Annotated in this window: 13 protein-coding genes; 5 read left to right on the forward strand and 8 right to left on the reverse strand. The window is 64.7% G+C overall.

Annotated features, from left to right (window positions below):
* Positions 1–85: 85 nt before the first annotated feature.
* From GRS80_RS13665 to pdxS, 6 genes are all read right to left on the reverse strand, one after another.
* A complete protein-coding gene (locus GRS80_RS13665; protein WP_235019746.1) occupies positions 86–1,150 on the reverse strand; it encodes a hypothetical protein in 1,065 nt (354 codons plus the stop codon).
* 99 nt (positions 1,151–1,249) lie between these two features.
* On the reverse strand, positions 1,250–2,032 hold the full coding sequence (locus tag GRS80_RS13670; RefSeq protein WP_343161582.1) for an ABC transporter permease subunit: 783 nt from the start codon (positions 2,030–2,032) through the stop codon (positions 1,250–1,252).
* Entirely contained in the window at positions 2,029–2,169 is a 141-nt protein-coding gene (locus GRS80_RS13675; RefSeq protein ID WP_160048042.1) for a hypothetical protein, read from the reverse strand. The genes GRS80_RS13670 and GRS80_RS13675 overlap by 4 nt, the downstream gene beginning before the upstream one ends.
* Positions 2,169–2,951: an ABC transporter permease gene (locus GRS80_RS13680; protein WP_160048043.1), complete on the reverse strand. Its 783-nt coding sequence runs from the start codon at positions 2,949–2,951 to the stop codon at positions 2,169–2,171. Before GRS80_RS13680 ends, GRS80_RS13675 begins: the two co-directional genes overlap by 1 nt.
* Positions 2,948–3,868, reverse strand: coding sequence for an ABC transporter ATP-binding protein (locus GRS80_RS13685; protein ID WP_160048044.1), 921 nt, complete (start codon positions 3,866–3,868; stop codon positions 2,948–2,950). The genes GRS80_RS13680 and GRS80_RS13685 overlap by 4 nt, the downstream gene beginning before the upstream one ends.
* A gap of 208 nt (positions 3,869–4,076) precedes the next feature.
* Positions 4,077–4,985, reverse strand: a complete 909-nt coding sequence (gene pdxS / locus GRS80_RS13690) for a pyridoxal 5'-phosphate synthase lyase subunit PdxS (protein ID WP_160048045.1) — start codon at positions 4,983–4,985, stop codon at positions 4,077–4,079.
* Between the two features lie 116 nt (positions 4,986–5,101).
* On the opposite strand from pdxS, the gene GRS80_RS13695 reads away from it, so the two are divergent.
* Both GRS80_RS13695 and GRS80_RS13700 read left to right on the forward strand, forming a co-directional pair.
* Positions 5,102–5,806, forward strand: coding sequence for a DUF1405 domain-containing protein (locus tag GRS80_RS13695; protein WP_160048046.1), 705 nt, complete (start codon positions 5,102–5,104; stop codon positions 5,804–5,806).
* 124 nt (positions 5,807–5,930) lie between these two features.
* Positions 5,931–6,416 carry a hypothetical protein gene (locus GRS80_RS13700; protein ID WP_160048047.1) on the forward strand — a complete coding sequence of 162 codons (486 nt, stop codon included), beginning with the start codon at positions 5,931–5,933 and terminating at the stop codon, positions 6,414–6,416.
* Positions 6,417–6,469: 53 nt separating this feature from the next.
* On the opposite strand, the gene GRS80_RS13705 is transcribed toward GRS80_RS13700, so the two are convergent.
* Positions 6,470–9,250 (reverse strand): valine--tRNA ligase, encoded by a 2,781-nt coding sequence (locus GRS80_RS13705; RefSeq protein ID WP_160048048.1) that lies wholly within the window; start codon positions 9,248–9,250, stop codon positions 6,470–6,472.
* Positions 9,251–9,545: 295 nt separating this feature from the next.
* Here GRS80_RS13705 and GRS80_RS13710 point away from each other — a divergent pair, with 295 nt between their 5' ends.
* The 3 genes from GRS80_RS13710 (at position 9,546) to GRS80_RS13720 (ending at position 14,728) form a co-directional block, all read left to right on the forward strand.
* Positions 9,546–12,881, forward strand: a complete 3,336-nt coding sequence (locus GRS80_RS13710) for an MMPL family transporter (protein WP_160048049.1) — start codon at positions 9,546–9,548, stop codon at positions 12,879–12,881.
* 93 nt (positions 12,882–12,974) lie between these two features.
* The gene (locus GRS80_RS13715) at positions 12,975–13,808 is read left to right on the forward strand and encodes a DUF4097 family beta strand repeat-containing protein (RefSeq protein ID WP_160048050.1); all 834 of its coding nucleotides are present in this window, start codon (positions 12,975–12,977) and stop codon (positions 13,806–13,808) included.
* Between the two features lie 143 nt (positions 13,809–13,951).
* On the forward strand, positions 13,952–14,728 hold the full coding sequence (locus tag GRS80_RS13720; RefSeq protein WP_160048051.1) for a sensor domain-containing protein: 777 nt from the start codon (positions 13,952–13,954) through the stop codon (positions 14,726–14,728).
* Between the two features lie 39 nt (positions 14,729–14,767).
* Here GRS80_RS13720 and GRS80_RS13725 read toward each other — a convergent pair whose 3' ends face one another.
* The gene (locus tag GRS80_RS13725) at positions 14,768–15,679 is read right to left on the reverse strand and encodes a DUF6293 family protein (RefSeq protein ID WP_160048052.1); all 912 of its coding nucleotides are present in this window, start codon (positions 15,677–15,679) and stop codon (positions 14,768–14,770) included.
* Positions 15,680–15,687: the final 8 nt, after the last annotated feature.

The following is a 15,687-nucleotide window of genomic DNA, read 5'->3' on the forward strand; positions in this document are numbered from 1 at the left end:
CCATCGTTACAGCTGCAAACTCGAGGCTCGCGCCGGGCCGGACGCGAGCGTCTCGACTCCCGTCACGGACGGGACGGTCGAGGCGTCACGGGTCGAACGGGGCCGACGCCTCGGTGTCGGTCCGGGTGAGGCGTCGATGGACGCGACCAACCGTCGTCCCGTTTACGCCCCGCCACGTTCCCGTCGCAGTAACGCGGTTTCCGTCGACGTCGACCGACCGCTCGTCCGCCGACGCGCCCAGTCGCTGCTCGAGGTCGCCGTCGTCGGGATCGTCGACGATCGCTGCGAACTCACCGGTCGCCGTCTCCGCGCCGTCGACGGTAAACGAGCAGACGACGCCGTCCGCGTCCTCGAACCCCTCGAACGTGACGTCGGTGATTCCCCCGTTCTCGTCGGCAGTGAGCCGGTCGCCGTACTGTCCGACGGTGACGTCGCCTTCGCCCGCAGTTTCGACGAGCCACGCGACCACGTCCGAGATCTCGGTCGCCCGATCCGCGTCGCCCACCGAGGCTGCGGTGATAGTTTCGAGTCGCGTCATCGGCTCCGCGTCGTCCTCGAGTTCCGTGCCGTCGACGAAGACGATCGCGTCGTCGCTGACGGCGATCACCGCGTCGGCGTCCTCCTCTACCGGCGTGTAGACGTCGTACTCGCCGATCTCGGCCGTTCGCTCCATCTGTCTGAGAAACTCCGCCGCCGGCTCCGCGGTGAGCCGGTCGTCGATCTCTGCGGTGTCGACGTCCCCGGCCACGATCACGGCGTCGTTTACCACCAGCAGTTCCTCGACGGCCGTCTCGAAGGCATCGTCGTCGACGAGCCTGCCGAGTCGGTACTGCGAGAGACCGAGCCCAACGGCGAAATACGCCGCGAGCAGTCCGGTCGAGACGGGTTCGACCATCGGATCGTCCCGGAACTCGTCCGGAACCTCCTCGCTTGGCTCCGCTTCCTCGAGTTCTCGCTGTGTCTCTTCTTCGAGGGCCGCCCAGTCGATCGCGACGAACTCGAGGCCGTCGTCTTCGATCGTGAGCCACCGGGTGTACGCCGGGAGGTCGTCGGTCTCCTGTGCGGTGACCGTGGGACTGCCCGCGATACCGACTGTGACCGTTGCCGCTGCACCGATCAGCTCGAGCGTCCGTCGTCGACTCGGGGTCATGGTCGATACTACGCGGTCGCGCTCGATATAGGACAGGGGCCGGTATTCGTTCGTGCCACAGAGACCGTCACGCACCTCGAGTGAACTCACCGCTCGTTGTCAGATGTCCCGGCGCGTAAAGAGAGCCAGGGCGACGCCGAGCAAGACGAGAAAGGCGACCAGGAGCATTCCTGCGTCCGCGAACGCGTACTCCTCGCGGACGAGAATCGCCGTCTCGTCGACGTACCGACTCGGCGTCACCGCGCCGATCCACTCGACGTCGGGATCGAGCCCGGAGACGGCGTCGACCAGCCAGCAGACGAACACGAGCGTTATCGCCGCCGCTCGGGCGGTCCTCGGCCGGTCGGCGACGACCGAGAGGACGAGGCCGATCCCGGCACAGACCAGCAGGTACGGAATCGAGAGGAGATGGACCATCGCGAGTGCGACGGGATCGAACGACTCGCCGATGACGAGCGCGCCGACGTAGACGACGGTCGCCACTCCGACGTTCAACGCGACCAGCGGGACCCACAGCGCAGCGACCTTCTGGAGGAGGACGGACTCCCGCGAGACCGGATTCGAGAGGGTGAGGTCCATCGTCCGGTCGGCGACGTCGGCTGCGATCAGTCCCGCACCGGCGTACGCGAAGTAGATGCCGACGAGGATCACCCAGAAAAACGAGTAGATTTCGGCCGCGATGAACCCCTCGATCGTGTGCAGCGCCTCGATCCCGAACAGATCGAAGAAGAAGGCCGGGAACGCCTCCTCGAGGGCTTCCATCTCCGCCGAGAGACTCGGAAACATCGCAAAGTAAAGCGCAGAGAGGAGGACGAAGACGCCGACGAGAACGACCGACCCGCGGACTCGCTTTCGCGACTCGATCCGGAGGATCGCCGTCACGTCGACACCTCCGAGAGACGGTCGATCGTCGACCGGATGCTCGCGTCGGCGTTCCGTCGGCGCTCGTGGATGTGCTCGCGCCGACTGGTGGGGACGTCGAACGCGGCGGCGGTTGCGGTTCTATCTGTTGTCCTCATCAGATATCCCTCCGGACGAAGAGAGCGGTCGCGACGCCGAGCAAGACGAGAAACGCGATCAGAAGAATTCCTGCGTCCGCGAACGCGTACTCCTCGTGGACGAGGATCGCGCCCGGATCGACGTACCGACTCGGCGTGATCGCACCGACCCACTCGAACTCCGAGTTCATCTCGGAGAGACCGTCGACCAGCCAGCAGACGAACACGAGTCCCAGTGCGGTCGCCTGTGCGCTCTCGACGCGTCCGAGGACGACCGAGAGGACGATGCCGATCCCGGCACAGACCAGCAGATAGGGGACGATAAACAGGTGTGCCACCGCGAGAGTGACGGGGTCGAGCGTCTCACCGATGACCACGATGCCGACGAACAGGACCGCAAACAGGCCGACGTGCAACGCGACCAGTGGAACCCACAGTGCGGCGACTTTCTGGAGGAGGACCGACTCCCGCGAGACCGGATTCGAGAGCAAGAGATCCATCCGGCGGGTACGAACGTCCTCGACGATCATCCCGGCGCTGGCGTACGCGAAGTAAATTCCGGCAAACAGCAGCCAGATCATAGAGAATACGTATCCGCCGACGAACCCCTCGATCGTGTGGATCTCTTCGATCCCCAACAAGCCGAGCAAGACTGGCGGAAACGCCTCCTCGATGAGTTCGGCCTCGTCCGCAAACCCCGGGAAGACGGCGAGGACGAACCCCAGCAGCAGGCTCAGCAGCCCGGTCAGTACGAGTGAACTGCGGACCAGCTTTCTGGACTCGAGACGCAGAATCGCCGTCATCCTCCCCTCGCCGGTTCGCCGTCCGTTCTCTCCGTCGGCGTACCCTCACCGTAGTAGTGTTTGAAGATCTCGTCGAGTTGCGGATCGGTGATCTCGACGTTCGCGATGTCGAACTCGCCGAGGTGGTCGATGAGCGCGTTGTACTCGCCAGTGTAGGTAAACTGCACCGCGCTGTCGACGATCTCGAGATCGATCATCTCGTCCGTCGCGAAGCGCGCTTCGTCGACCGGCTCCGCCAGGTGAACCCACACCCGCTTCCCGCTTCGCTCGAGGAGCGCGTCGATATCCTCGAGGGCGACCAGTTCGCCCTCGCGAATGATGCCGACACGATCACAGACTCGCTGCACTTCGCTCAGCACGTGTGAGGAGAAGAAGATCGTCTTGCCGGCGTCACGTTCCCGCTCGAGGAACTGATGGAGTCGATCCTGTTTGAGCGGATCGAGCCCGGACGTCGGCTCGTCTAAGATCGCGATCTCCGGATCGTGCATGAACGCCTGCACGATGCCGAGCATCCGTCTGTTCCCGTGAGAGTACGTCTCGACCGGTTTCTCGAGGGGTGGGTAAAATAGCTCCAGTAATTCGTCCCGTCGTTCGTCGCCCCGCATCCGTGCGAAGTAATCGAGAACCTGTCGGCCGGTGAGTCGTTCCTCGACGCCGATCGAATCGGGCAAGTATCCGACGTCGGCTTTCCGTTCGGTGAGCGCTCGTCGGTCGCGGATGTCCGTCCCGAGGATGGTCGCGGTCCCCGACGTCGGCTTGATCAGCCCGAGTAACAGCCTGATAGTCGTCGTCTTGCCAGCCCCGTTCGGGCCGAGGTAGCCAAATATCTCGCCGGAATCGACGTCGAAGGAGATGCCGTCGTTGGCGACGACCTCGCCGTACCGTTTGGTGAGGTCGTCGATCCGGATGGCGGACATAGGAGACACACGACGCAGGGATACTTGAAACGAACGGCGATTTGACGTGTGTGAGGACAACCACGAGTCGAGAGGAAACCCCCTAAGAATCAGTTGTGTTCAACGTCCTGTTACACGCGTCAACTGTACTGTAGCTCATTTCCGTCGCAACCGCCGTCGGTCGCGCCGTGATCGCGAGTTTGGAACGTAGAACCGACGTCGCTCGCCGTTAGACGCCCCGTCCCTGCATCTTCTCCTCTTCGGCCAGATCGACGTTGGCGTCGCCTTTCATCCCCTTGCCGAGGTTCTTCGAGATCTCGGCGAGTGCCTCGGGGTCGTCCCAGTTGTTGACGGCTTCGACGATCGCCTCGCCCATCACGGGCGGGTTCTCCGCGCCGAAGATACCGCTTCCGACGAAGATGCCGTCACACTCGTGGTGCATCATGAGCGCCGCGTCCGCGGGCGTCGCGATGCCGCCGGCGGCAAAGTTGACGACCGGCAGGCGGCCCATCTCGGCGGTCTCGTGGACCAACTCGGCGGGCGCTTCGATCTCGCGGGCGTAGGCCTCGCGCTCCTCGAAGCTCATTCCCTCGAGTCGGCGAATCTCGCCTTTGATCGTGCGCTGGTGGTGGACGGCCTGGTTGACGTCGCCGGTGCCGGCCTCGCCTTTGGTTCGGATCATCGCCGCGCCCTCGTCGATTCGCCGGAGGGCTTCACCCAGATTCCGCGCGCCACAGACGAAGGGCGCGGTAAAGTCGCGCTTGTCGATGTGGTAGGCGTCGTCCGCGGGCGTGAGGACTTCGGACTCGTCGATCATGTCGACGCCGACGGCCTCGAGGATCTGGGCTTCTTTCGTGTGACCGATTCGGGACTTGCCCATCACCGGGATCGAGACGGAGTCGACGATCTCTTCGACGTCCGCGGGATCGGCCATCCGGGCAACTCCCCCGCGTTTTCGGATGTCGGCCGGCACCGCTTCCAGGGCCATGACGGCGACCGCGCCGGCCTCCTCGGCGATCCGGGCCTGTTCTGGGTCGACGACGTCCATGATGACGCCGCCTTTCTGCATCTGTGCGAACCCTCGCTTGACGAGGTCCGTTCCGCGTCGCAGTTCCTCGAGGTCGGTCTCTGCTGACATACACCAGGGTTCGAACCCACCGCACTTACGCGTGTCCGTTCCGGCCAGGGACGATCGCGTCGGTCACGGCCGACCGCTAGTGTTTTGCAACTGTCGGTCCACACGACGGACGAACGATGTTCGCGACGAGCGAGGTGCCCGACCGAGATCCGCTTCCCCGATACCTCGCCCCCGTACCGAAACCGATCGAGGATCTCGGGCTCCGATTCGCCTGGCTCGTCGTCGCGATCAACCTCGCGGGGACGGTCTTTGGGTTCTGGTACTATGCCGGTCAGTTCGCCGAGACACCGGCGCTGATGTGGCCGTGGGTTCCGGACAGCCCGATGGCGACGCTGTTGATCGCACTCGCGATCGCCGCCTGGAAACTCGGCTACGACCTGCCGTGGCTCACCGCACTCGCCTTTTTCGGCAACGTCATTCTTGGGCTCTGGACGCCGTATACGTTGCTCGCCTTCGCCGATTCGTACGGCTATCTCCACCCGCTTATGTACCAGTTTCTGTTCTGGAGCCACCTCGGAATGGTCGTCCAGGCGCTCGTTCTCCACCGGATCACCGACTTTTCGGTCGGCGGCGTCGCCGTCGCGGTGATCTGGTACACGAGCAACCTGATCGTCGACTACTTCGTCCCCGTCCTCGAGGGGCCACACGGAACCCACCACACCACGATTCCGGTCCCCCGCGATACCCCGATGTTTCTGGGTGCGGACGCCCTCGGCGTCATCGCGGCCGGTGAGGTCACGTTCACGGTCCTCGCGCTCTTTCTCGCGCTCTCGATTCGGGTGAAAACGTGTGAGGCGACTCGAGCCCACTCGTCGGGATAGTCACACGGTTTCGTCTGGACAGCCACGCGACCGCATCGAACGGTGATCGAGCGTCCGCGTGAAGAGATGTCGACTGGTCAACACCGCAACGGGGGCTCTTGGTCGTCGAACCCGAATAGCGCGTATGGCACTCGCGGTGATCGAAGGCCGACGCCGGAGATCGGTGACACGGTGGCTCCGCGGACTCTGGTCGTACTACCGGGCGTACACGGGAACCGCGGTCCACACCGCGTCCGCGGCGGCGCTCGCGATATTCGGATTGCTCGTCTTCGTCGATCCGCTCTTTGCCGTCGTCGCGATCGCCTCCTACGTCTGCCCACCGGTCGTCCTCTACGTGCTCGGCGTCGACACACACTCGAGTCGGCCGGAGCCGACGGTCACCGAAACGGATGCGAGCGATGGCTCGAGCAGGCGGACGACCTCCGGTCCGGCTGCCGCTGACGTCGGTTCGAAACCAGTAAACGCCGATAGAAGAGACGAACCCGGCGAACCCGACGGCTCTGATTCCGACACCGACACTACCGACGGCGACTCGGATTCGGATACCGATACCGACGACGGCGACTCAGATTCAGACGATCGGGACACCGATACGGATACCGACGGCTAACCGATCGACCGCTCGAACCGAAACTGAAACTCCCACAGCGAAAATCGACGGCGCTACTCGAGGACGATGACCGCCGACTCGGTCTCGATCATCTCGCCGTCGCCCGAGTAGGTGCGCTCGAGTTCCACCTCGAACAGCTCGCCTTCGAGTTCCTCGCCAGCGACCCGCAACACACCCGCATCGTCGTCGATTTCGTACTCGCCGCTCTCGATACCCGAATCGATCTCGCCGACCTTGGACCCGAACTTCGGCCCGAGCGTCGAGTAGTCGAGGTCGATCGCGGCGACCTCGGTCGTCACCTCGGGTTCGTCCGCAAGGAGCGTCAGCTCCTGGACGTGCATCACGTTCCGGATGGCGTCCTCGAAGCCCTCGATCGGGCCGTAGACCGACACGGACTCGAGGTCGGCGTTCAGCGGGAGCTGGTTCTCGCTTTTGTACCGCCGAAGCGCCGAGATGACCTCCATCGCCGTCTCGCCGGCTTCGAGGTCGGCTTCGTACCCTTGCGGCGCAGGCCACGCTCGAGTGTGGATACTCGCCTCGTTGAGGTCCGTGTTCTCCCCAGCGTAGACGGCCTGCCAGATCTCCTCCGTGACGTGGGGCAGGAAGGGAGCCCACAACTCGAGGAAGGTTCGGTGGGCCGTCCGCAGCGCGTACTGCGTCGAAGGGTTGTCCTCGCGACCCTTGGCGATCTCTAAGTAGTCGTCACAGAAGGTGTTCCAGAAGAACGTCCGCAGGCGATCGCGGGCTTTGGCGAACTCGTAGGCCTCGAACTGGGCGGTGAGTTCGGAAACGGCGTCGTCGAGTTCGGCGAGCAGCCAGCGGTCGATCGGCTCGAGGTCGGCCGGCTCCTCGGGGTGAGCGGGCGCGAGCGTGTCGACGAGTTTCGAGGCGTTCCAGAGCTTGCGCAGGAGTTTCTCGCCGGCGCGGAGGTCTTTCTCCTGGTAGGGAAAGTCGTCGCCGACCGCCGCACTGGCCGCCCAGAATCGGACGGCGTCGACGGGATACTCCGCGAGCACTTCGTCGGGCGCGACGACGTTGCCACGGGACTTGGACATCTTCTCGCGGTTCTCGTCTAAGACGTGGCCGTTGATCAGCGTCGCGTCGAAGGGCACCTCGCCGGTGTGTTCGTAACACTTGACGATGGTGTGGAACAGCCAGAAGGAGATGATGTCGTGACCCTGCGGGCGCAGGTCGAACGGATAGAGCTCCGGTTTCTCCATCGTGAACTCCTCGGCGTCGGCGTCCCAGTCCCAGCCGGCATTGATGAGGGGAGTCAGCGAGGAGGTTGCCCAGGTGTCGAAGACGTCCTCCTCGGGTTCGAACTCGTCGTGACCGCACTCGGGACAGGCGTCGATCGGTGGCTCGTCCGAGAGTGGATCGACTGGCAGGTCCTCCTTGTCGGCCATAATCGGGTGATCGCACTCCTCGCAGTACCAGACCGGGAACGGAATGCCCGAATCGCGCTGGCGGGAGATGAGCCAGTCCCACTCGAGGCCCTCGATCCAGTGGCGATAGCGCGTGAACATCTTCTCGGGGAACCAGTCCATCTCCCGGCCGGCCTCGAGGTACTCTTCCTTGTGGTCCAGAATCTCGACGTACCACTGCTTGGAGACGCGGTACTCGACGGGGGTGTCACAGCGCTCGTGAACGCCGACGGCGTGGGTGATCTCCCAGCGGTCGCGGAGATAGCCCTCCTCGTCTAAGTCCTCGACGATGGCCTCGCGGGCCTCCTCGGTCGACAGCCCTTCGTAGGGGCCGGCGAGGTCGGTCATCGTCGCGGTCTCGTCGATGGCCACCCGGAGCGGGAGGTCGTGAGCCTGGTACCACTCGATGTCGTTTTGGTCGCCGAAGGTACAACACATCACGATCCCGCTTCCTTTCTCCATGTCGACGCGCTCGTCTTCGATGATCGGCACCTCGTGGCCGAAGATCGGAATCCTCGCCGTCTCGCCGACCAGATCCTGGTTTGCCTCGTCGTCGGGGTGGACGAAGACGGAGACGCAGGCGGGAATCAGTTCCGGACGCGTCGTGGAGATGACGAACTCGTCGCGGTCGGTGCCGTCGGACACGACGTCGAACGCGATGTCGTTGAAGTGGGAGTGGCGCTCGTCGTCTTCGGTCTCGACTTGCGAAATCGCCGTCTCGCACTCCGGACACCAGATCGCGGGCGCCTTTTTCCGATATTCGCGCCCCTTCTCGTAGAGATCGAGAAACGACAGCTGGGAGATGCGCTGGACGCGGGGTTCGATCGTCTTGTACGTGTTCGACCAGTCGATCGACGTCCCGAGCCCCTGCATCTTCTCCGTGAACTCGGCCTCGTACTCCGTACAGACCTCCCGACAGAGCTGCTGGAACTCGCGGCGTTCGTACTCTTGATGTTCGATGTCGAGTTCCGTTTCGGTCAGACGCTCGCTTGCGATCCCGTTGTCGTCGTAGCCGAACGGAAAGAGAACGTCGCCATCGTGCATTCGCTGGAACCGCGCGGAGAAGTCCTGGAGTGTGTGGCCGTAGAGGTGGCCCATGTGTAGGCTCCCCGAGACGGTCGGCGGCGGGGTGTCGATCGCGTAGGTCGTGTTCGGATCCCGCTCGGGGTCGCTTTCGTAGGCGTAGATCTCCTCGTTGACCCACCGATCCTGCCAGCGGGATTCGACCGCCTCGGGGTCGTACGCGCCCTCGAGTGACGGTTCCTCGTCGCTCGAGCGCTCCTGGGAATCCATACTCATGCTCTCACCGCCCCCGTGGGGCGTGGTCGATGCCACGGATGTTGGCGTCTGCGTGATAGATCGATCATGGCTGATACTGGTCGTTGGTCGATGAATACTGGTCGCCGACAATACATCCGTCGAAACAGGGTGGGATGTGTGGGGCTACGAGGCCCCTACGAAAACGGCGGTCTGCGGTGTGGAGACCACTCTGCCATCGTCCGTGACGGCGACGTTCATATTTGATGGTACTCCGGGAACCCTGTTAGGTGTTTCGCGTTCGTCGACTCCGAGTCACGCCGTGATAACAATCCCGGACCGGTGGAATCAGCCGGTTTGGGGGAAGCGTTATCCGTCGGCATGGTGGACCACATCTGGATGAACGGACCGAACCCGATCCGACGCGGACGTCGACGTATCATCATCGATGGGTCGTGATCTCGCCGATCGGTACGCGACCGCGGTGGTCGATCGGAGCGCCATCGTCGTCGCCGTCGTACTCGTTCTCACGGCGCTTATCGGTGCTGGCGCGGTCGTCAACGAGACCGAAGACGCCGGAATCGGTGAGTTCGAAACCGACTCCGAGGAGCAGGCGGCGCTCGAGTATATCGATGAGAACTACGAGACCGACGACCGGATCGTCACCCAGCTCGTCGTTCGCGAGGACGGCGGCGACGTTCTCACTCGAGAGTCGCTGCTCGAGGGACTGTCGCTCCAGGCGACGGCCCACGAGAACGAGTCGGTAAACGAGACCCTCGCCGACGACGGATTCGTCGGCGTCGAAAACGTCGTCGCCACTGCGGCACACACCGAAGACCGCATCGAGGAGTTCGAAGAGCGCGGCGAGGAACTCGGCGAGCGGCAAGCGGAACTCGAGTCCCGGATCGACGCCCTCGAAGCGGGACTCGACGACAGCCGAGAGATCCAGCGCGCCTACGAGCGACTGAACGCGACGACCAACGAGAGCGACCCGGCCTACCAGGAAACCGCCGCCGAACTCGAGGCGGAGTTCGAGACCGCCGTCGAGAACGCGACCACGGCGGCGGAACTCGACGAGGAGGACGCCGCGGCGTACGAAACACTTGCGAGTGAGATACGAGGGCTCGAGTCCGCGCAGTTCGGGATCGAACGGGCGACCGACGAACCGGAGGAGACCGCCGAGTACCAGGAGGCACAAGAGGGTATCGACGGGATCTACGCCGCCGCAACCGTCGGCCTCCTCGAGGACGAGTTCGAAACGCTGGAAGACGAACGCGAAGCGCTCGAGGCGGAACGCGACGAGTTCGACGCGGACGACGGTCCGACACTCGACGAGCAGATCGCCGCTCTCGAGGGCCGATCGGACGAGGCGGTCGAGGAACTGCTCGCGGACGTACTCGACCCCGATTCGGACGCCGCCGGCGGCCAGGATCCGACTCTCTTCGTTCCACAGGGGTACGAACCGGGCGAAACTGACGCGGAGGCCCGGATTACGTTCTTCTTCCAGGAGAGCGAGGTCGGGGACGAAACGACCACCGGCGACGCGGAGGCTGGGGACGACGACCCGTCCGAAACCGCTGACGACGACCTATCCGAAACCGCCGCCGAGGCCCAACTCGAGGTTCAGTCGCTGTTCGAAGAGCGCTTCGACGACGGCTTCGTCTTCGGCCAGGCGATCACCGACGCGGCGACGTCGAGCGCCGTCGGTGACAGCTTCGCGATCATCACGCCGGTCGCGCTCGTGGCCGTCCTCGCCATCCTCGCGATTACCTACCGGGACGTCGTCGATGTACTGGTCGGTCTGGCCGGTATCGGAGTCGTGATGGCCTGGCTCGCCGGGTTGCTGGGATGGCTCCAGATTCCGACCAGCCAGTTGCTGATCGCCGTCCCATTCTTGCTGATCGGGCTCTCGATCGACTACGCTCTCCACGTCGTCATGCGCTACCGGGAGGCGAGGGCGGGAACGCTCGAGATCGGTGGCCGGGAGCCCGCATCCGCCACGGCGGATCGCGGCTTCGACGAGGGCTCGAGCGGCCAGTCGATGGAGGACTCGGGCAGCCAACCGGTGGAGAACTCGAGCGACCAGTCACCGACGGAGGGTGACGATCGGTCGCCGGAGGGAACTGACGGGGTTTCCCGCGGTGTCCGTACCGGGATGGTACTCGGACTCGGCGGGGTCGTCCTCGCGCTCGCGGTGGCCACGTTCTCGACGGGCGTCGGCTTCCTCTCGAACGTGGTCAGTCCGTTGCCGGCGATTCGTGACTTCGCGATCCTGGCGGCGGGGGGCATCTTCGCGACGTTCGTCGCGTTCGGCGTCTTCGTCCCGGCGCTCAAAGTGGAGGTCGACCACCTGCTCGAGAACCGGTTCGACCGCACCCGCGCGAAACCGGCCTTCGGGGTGACGCCGGGACCGATCAATCGAGCGCTCTCGAGCGGCGTCGTCTTCGCCCGTCGGGCACCGCTTGCGGTCGTCGTCGTTGCCCTCCTGCTCGCCGTCGGCGGCGCGTACGGCGCGACCGGGATCGACACCGAATTCAACGAGGCCGATTTCCTCCCCCAGGACGCACCCGACTGGGCGAAGTCGCTTCCCGGCCCGCTCGCGCCGGACACCTACACGATCGCGGACGACGCCGAGTACCTCGCCGACAACTTCCAGGATCCCGACTCACAGGCGGAGATACTGATACGTGGCGACGTGACCGACCCGTCGACGCTCGCTGCGATCGAGAACGCTCGCGAGGACGTCGAAACGGGAGACGACGCCACCATCGACGCCCGAAGCGACGGGACGGCGGCAGTCGAGGGCCCGCTCACCGTCCTCGAGGCCGTCGCCGACGACGACCAGGCGGTCGCCGACGGACTCGACGAACGGGACACGACCGGCGACGGCGTCCCCGACGATCTCGCGGGACTGTACGACCTGCTCTACGAGGCCGACTCGGAGGAAGCGGCGACAGTACTCGAGCGGACCGACGACGGAGAGTACGAGTCGGCCCGACTGGTCGTCAGTGTCCGCGGCGACGAGTCGGCACAGGCGGTCGCCGACGACGTCGGGGCACTCGCAGACGGAATCGAAGCCGAGACAGGAACGAGCGACGGGGACGATACTGCGCTCGCGAGCGACGACACGACGACCGCCAGCAGCGACGCGCCGATGACGGCCGTCGCGACGGGCGGTCCCGTGACCACCGCCGTCGTCCAGGACGCCTTGCTCGAGACGCTGGTGCAGGCGCTCTCGGTGACACTCGTCGTCATCGGTGCATTTCTCACGATCCTCTACTGGGTGCGCCATCGGGCGCTCTCGCTCGGACTCGTGACGCTTGCGCCCGTCGTCGTCGCACTGGCGTGGCTGCTGGGAACGATGGCCCTACTCGACGTGCCGTTCAACAGCGAGACGGCCGTCATCACGAGTCTGGCGATCGGCCTCGGCGTCGACTACAGCATCCACCTCGGCGAACGGTTCGTCGTCGAACGGGAACAGCGAGCGGTCGGCGGAGCCGACTCCTCGGAGCGGAAACCGGGAGGCGAAGGGATCCGTGAGCGACGCGAAGCCGCCGAAGACGCCCTCGAGGCGACGGTTACCGGGACGGGTGGTGCCCTGCTCGGAAGCGCAGCCACGACCGCGACGGGCTTTGGCGTCCTCGCGCTGGCGCTCGCCCCGCCGCTCCAGCGGTTCGGGCTCGTGACCGGCGTGAGTATCGTCTTCGCGTTCGTCGCCTGTCTCACCGTCTTACCGTGTCTGCTGGTGCTTCGCGAACGATTCCTCGGGTGGCGGTCAGCCTGACGGTAAGATCGTCCTATATAAATCCTGGTGGTCGGATGGCCGGTCGACAGTCGCCCACCCGTATTAACGGTTCGTGGAGTCGTCGTGTCGCATATGACCGCAGAGCAAACCAGACGAGCCCTCCTCGGCGGCATCGCGACGACCGGCCTCGCGGCGCTCGCCGGCTGTGCCAGTATGACGCCACTCGTTGGACAGCGCGTCGAGGACGAGGAGACGATCACCGTCGCAGACGCGGATCGCCTCGCCATCCACGGCGACGTCGGAACGGTCTCGGTCGTCGGCACCGACCACGACGACGTCCACCTCGAGGCGGAGAAACAGTCCAGTTCGATCACCACCGACCTCGAGGATCTGACCCTCCAGACCGAACGTACCGACGACCGACTCGAGATCCGTTCCGAGTGGGACGGAAGCGGAGGGTGGTTCCAGAGTCAGCCGTCGATGAACCTCGAGGCCGAGATTCCCCGCGCCGTCGCCCTCGAGACGATCGACACGAGCGTCGGTCGGGTCGACGTCCAGGACGTGGCGGGGGACCTGACGGTCGACACGAGCACGGGCCGCGTCGACGTAGAGAACGTCGACGGCTTCGTCGGTGTACAGACCAGTACCGGCCGCGTCGAGGTCCGCGACGTCGAGGGAATCGACGGTATCTCGACGAGCACCGGTCGCGTCGAAACCGACGTGCCGGCGATCGACGGCGACACGACGGTCTCGACCAGTACCGGGCGGATCGAGGCCGCGATCGATCCGTCGATCGACGCCGAACTACGGGTCAACACGAGTACGGGACGGATCGACGTCGACGACCTCGCGTTGACCGACGCGATCGAGGGAGACGACCACGTCACTGGAACGCTCGGCGACGGCGGTCCACTGCTTCGGTTCGAGACGAGCACCGGACGGATCTCCCTCACGGCGCTCGAATGAGGGCGACACCACGGCGACGGCTCGATTCGCGTGACTCGGAGGCCAGTCGAACGAATCGTTCGAACGAGCGGGACACGGGGGCGGACTCCCCGCGGCGCTCGAGGCGAACGTTTATCCGCCCGCGCCGGGCAGTCACCATCGAGATGTCGGAGACTGCGGCCACGGGAACGGACGGACCCCTCGAGCGAGTCGGTTCCGGTCTCAGGCGGTTCGTCGCGGTTCCGCTCGAACGACAGACGTACCTGAACTTCGCGTACCTGTTGCTCGCGTTTCCGCTCGGGCTCGCGTACGTCGTGTTCGTCACGGTCGGCGTCTCGGTCGGCATCGGACTCTCGATCCTCCTCGTGGGGATACCGATTCTCGTCGCGACGCTCGCGTTCACGCTCGCCGTCGCCGGCTTCGAACGCTGGCTGACCGTGACGATGCTCGACCTGGAGATCGAGCCTCGAAGCCGGGAAGCCGGCGAGCGTACTCGCGACCGACTCGTCTCGCTGTGTACCAACCCGAAGAACTGGTCGGCGCTACTCTACGTCCCCGCGAAGTTCGTCCTCGGGACCGTCTCGTTTTCGGTCGCGCTCACCGGATTCTCGACCGGCGCGAGCATGCTGATGCTTCCGCTTTACTACGACCGACCGGGGCTGTACGTCGGCGTCGTCTCCGATCGCGCCCCGGAGATCAGCCAGACGCTGTATCTCGGCTGGAACTACCTGCTCGTCGGCGTCGAAGCGGTGTTTACGGTCGGCTACTGGGAGATTTCGACGCTGCCGGAGGCACTCCTCGCCGCGGCGCTCGGAGTCGTCGTCGTACTGGGCACGTTCTACGCGCTCAACGCGCTCGCTCGCGTCTGGGGATGGTTCGCCCGTCTCACTCTCGAGGGTGCGTTCGACCCGCTCGCCACACTCACACGACGCGGCACCTGATACTGTTGGACAGAACGACGTGAAGTCGATCGCCCGTAGCTACTCCCCGAGTCCGCTGTCCGAGTGGGCTCGTACCCAGAGTTCGCCGATCCGCGAGAGCCGCGTTCGGTACGACTTCCCGCGTTCTTCGCGTTCGATGTACCCCTTGCCGCCTGGTCCCAGCCGATCGACGTTGTAGATGACCTTCGAGCGGAAGCTGTCGGTGTACTCCTCGTTGAGTTCGCGCGCGAGCGACTCCGCGAGTTCCGAGACCGAGGCGAACTCGCCGTCCTCGCCGAGTTTGTAGAGGATGAGCTCCTCGAACGGTTTGACGTTCGAGAAGGAAGCGACCGGTAACTCGACGATGTGGCGGCCGTCGATCTCCTTCGCTCCGATCGTCGTCCCGCGCTCGTCGAACTCCGAGAGCAAGTCTCGAGCGCTCTCCAGACGGTTCGCGATCCGATCCTCCGTGATCGCTGCTGTGTCATCCTCGTGGTCGAGGTCCTCGAGGAGCGCGATCTGATCGCGAAGCTCCTCGGCGAGTTCGGTCTCTAAGTACTTCTCCGGGGCGGTGTAGTAGGTGTGTATGTGTTCGCGGTCCTCCTCGCGTTCGACCATCAGCGAGTGCGCGGCGTTCGCGAAGGCGAAACTCACCGTTCGGGGCATCGCCGCCACGTTAACCCACACCTCGTTCTCGCGGTCGAGTTCGGCCGTGATAAGTTCGTAGGCCTGTTCGAACGCCTCGTCGTAGTCGTAGACGTCCTCCAGGACGAATCGATCGGTCTCCGCGCCCAGCAGGTTTCGAAAGTCCGTCTCGAGTTTCTTCGAGAGGTGTCGGGAGTACTCGACGTTGGCCTCGCTCCCGACCGCCCCTTCCAAGAGAATGACGCTGTCGACGTCGATCTGATCGCGGACGAGCGGGGCGATCAGCCGGTCGTAGTCGAAGCCGACCGGGACGATGTGGGTTTGCATACGTGCTA

This window comes from Natrialba sp. INN-245 (assembly GCF_009807105.1).
In the GTDB taxonomy this organism is placed as follows: domain Archaea; phylum Halobacteriota; class Halobacteria; order Halobacteriales; family Natrialbaceae; genus Natrarchaeobius; species Natrarchaeobius swarupiae.

Excerpts from the sequence above, each read along its gene's own strand:
- GRS80_RS13685 (WP_160048044.1), bottom strand. The coding sequence starts at position 3,868 with ATGTCCGCCATCCGGATCGACGACCTCACCAAACGGTACGGCGAGGTC.
- GRS80_RS13710 (WP_160048049.1), top strand. The coding sequence starts at position 9,546 with ATGGGTCGTGATCTCGCCGATCGGTACGCGACCGCGGTGGTCGATCGG.
- GRS80_RS13665 (WP_235019746.1), bottom strand. The coding sequence starts at position 1,150 with ATGACCCCGAGTCGACGACGGACGCTCGAGCTGATCGGTGCAGCGGCA.
- GRS80_RS13675 (WP_160048042.1), bottom strand. The coding sequence starts at position 2,169 with ATGAGGACAACAGATAGAACCGCAACCGCCGCCGCGTTCGACGTCCCC.
- GRS80_RS13700 (WP_160048047.1), top strand. The coding sequence starts at position 5,931 with ATGGCACTCGCGGTGATCGAAGGCCGACGCCGGAGATCGGTGACACGG.
- GRS80_RS13725 (WP_160048052.1), bottom strand. The coding sequence starts at position 15,679 with ATGCAAACCCACATCGTCCCGGTCGGCTTCGACTACGACCGGCTGATC.
- GRS80_RS13680 (WP_160048043.1), bottom strand. The coding sequence starts at position 2,951 with ATGACGGCGATTCTGCGTCTCGAGTCCAGAAAGCTGGTCCGCAGTTCA.
- GRS80_RS13720 (WP_160048051.1), top strand. The coding sequence starts at position 13,952 with ATGTCGGAGACTGCGGCCACGGGAACGGACGGACCCCTCGAGCGAGTC.
- GRS80_RS13715 (WP_160048050.1), top strand. The coding sequence starts at position 12,975 with ATGACCGCAGAGCAAACCAGACGAGCCCTCCTCGGCGGCATCGCGACG.
- GRS80_RS13695 (WP_160048046.1), top strand. The coding sequence starts at position 5,102 with ATGTTCGCGACGAGCGAGGTGCCCGACCGAGATCCGCTTCCCCGATAC.
- pdxS (WP_160048045.1), bottom strand. The coding sequence starts at position 4,985 with ATGTCAGCAGAGACCGACCTCGAGGAACTGCGACGCGGAACGGACCTC.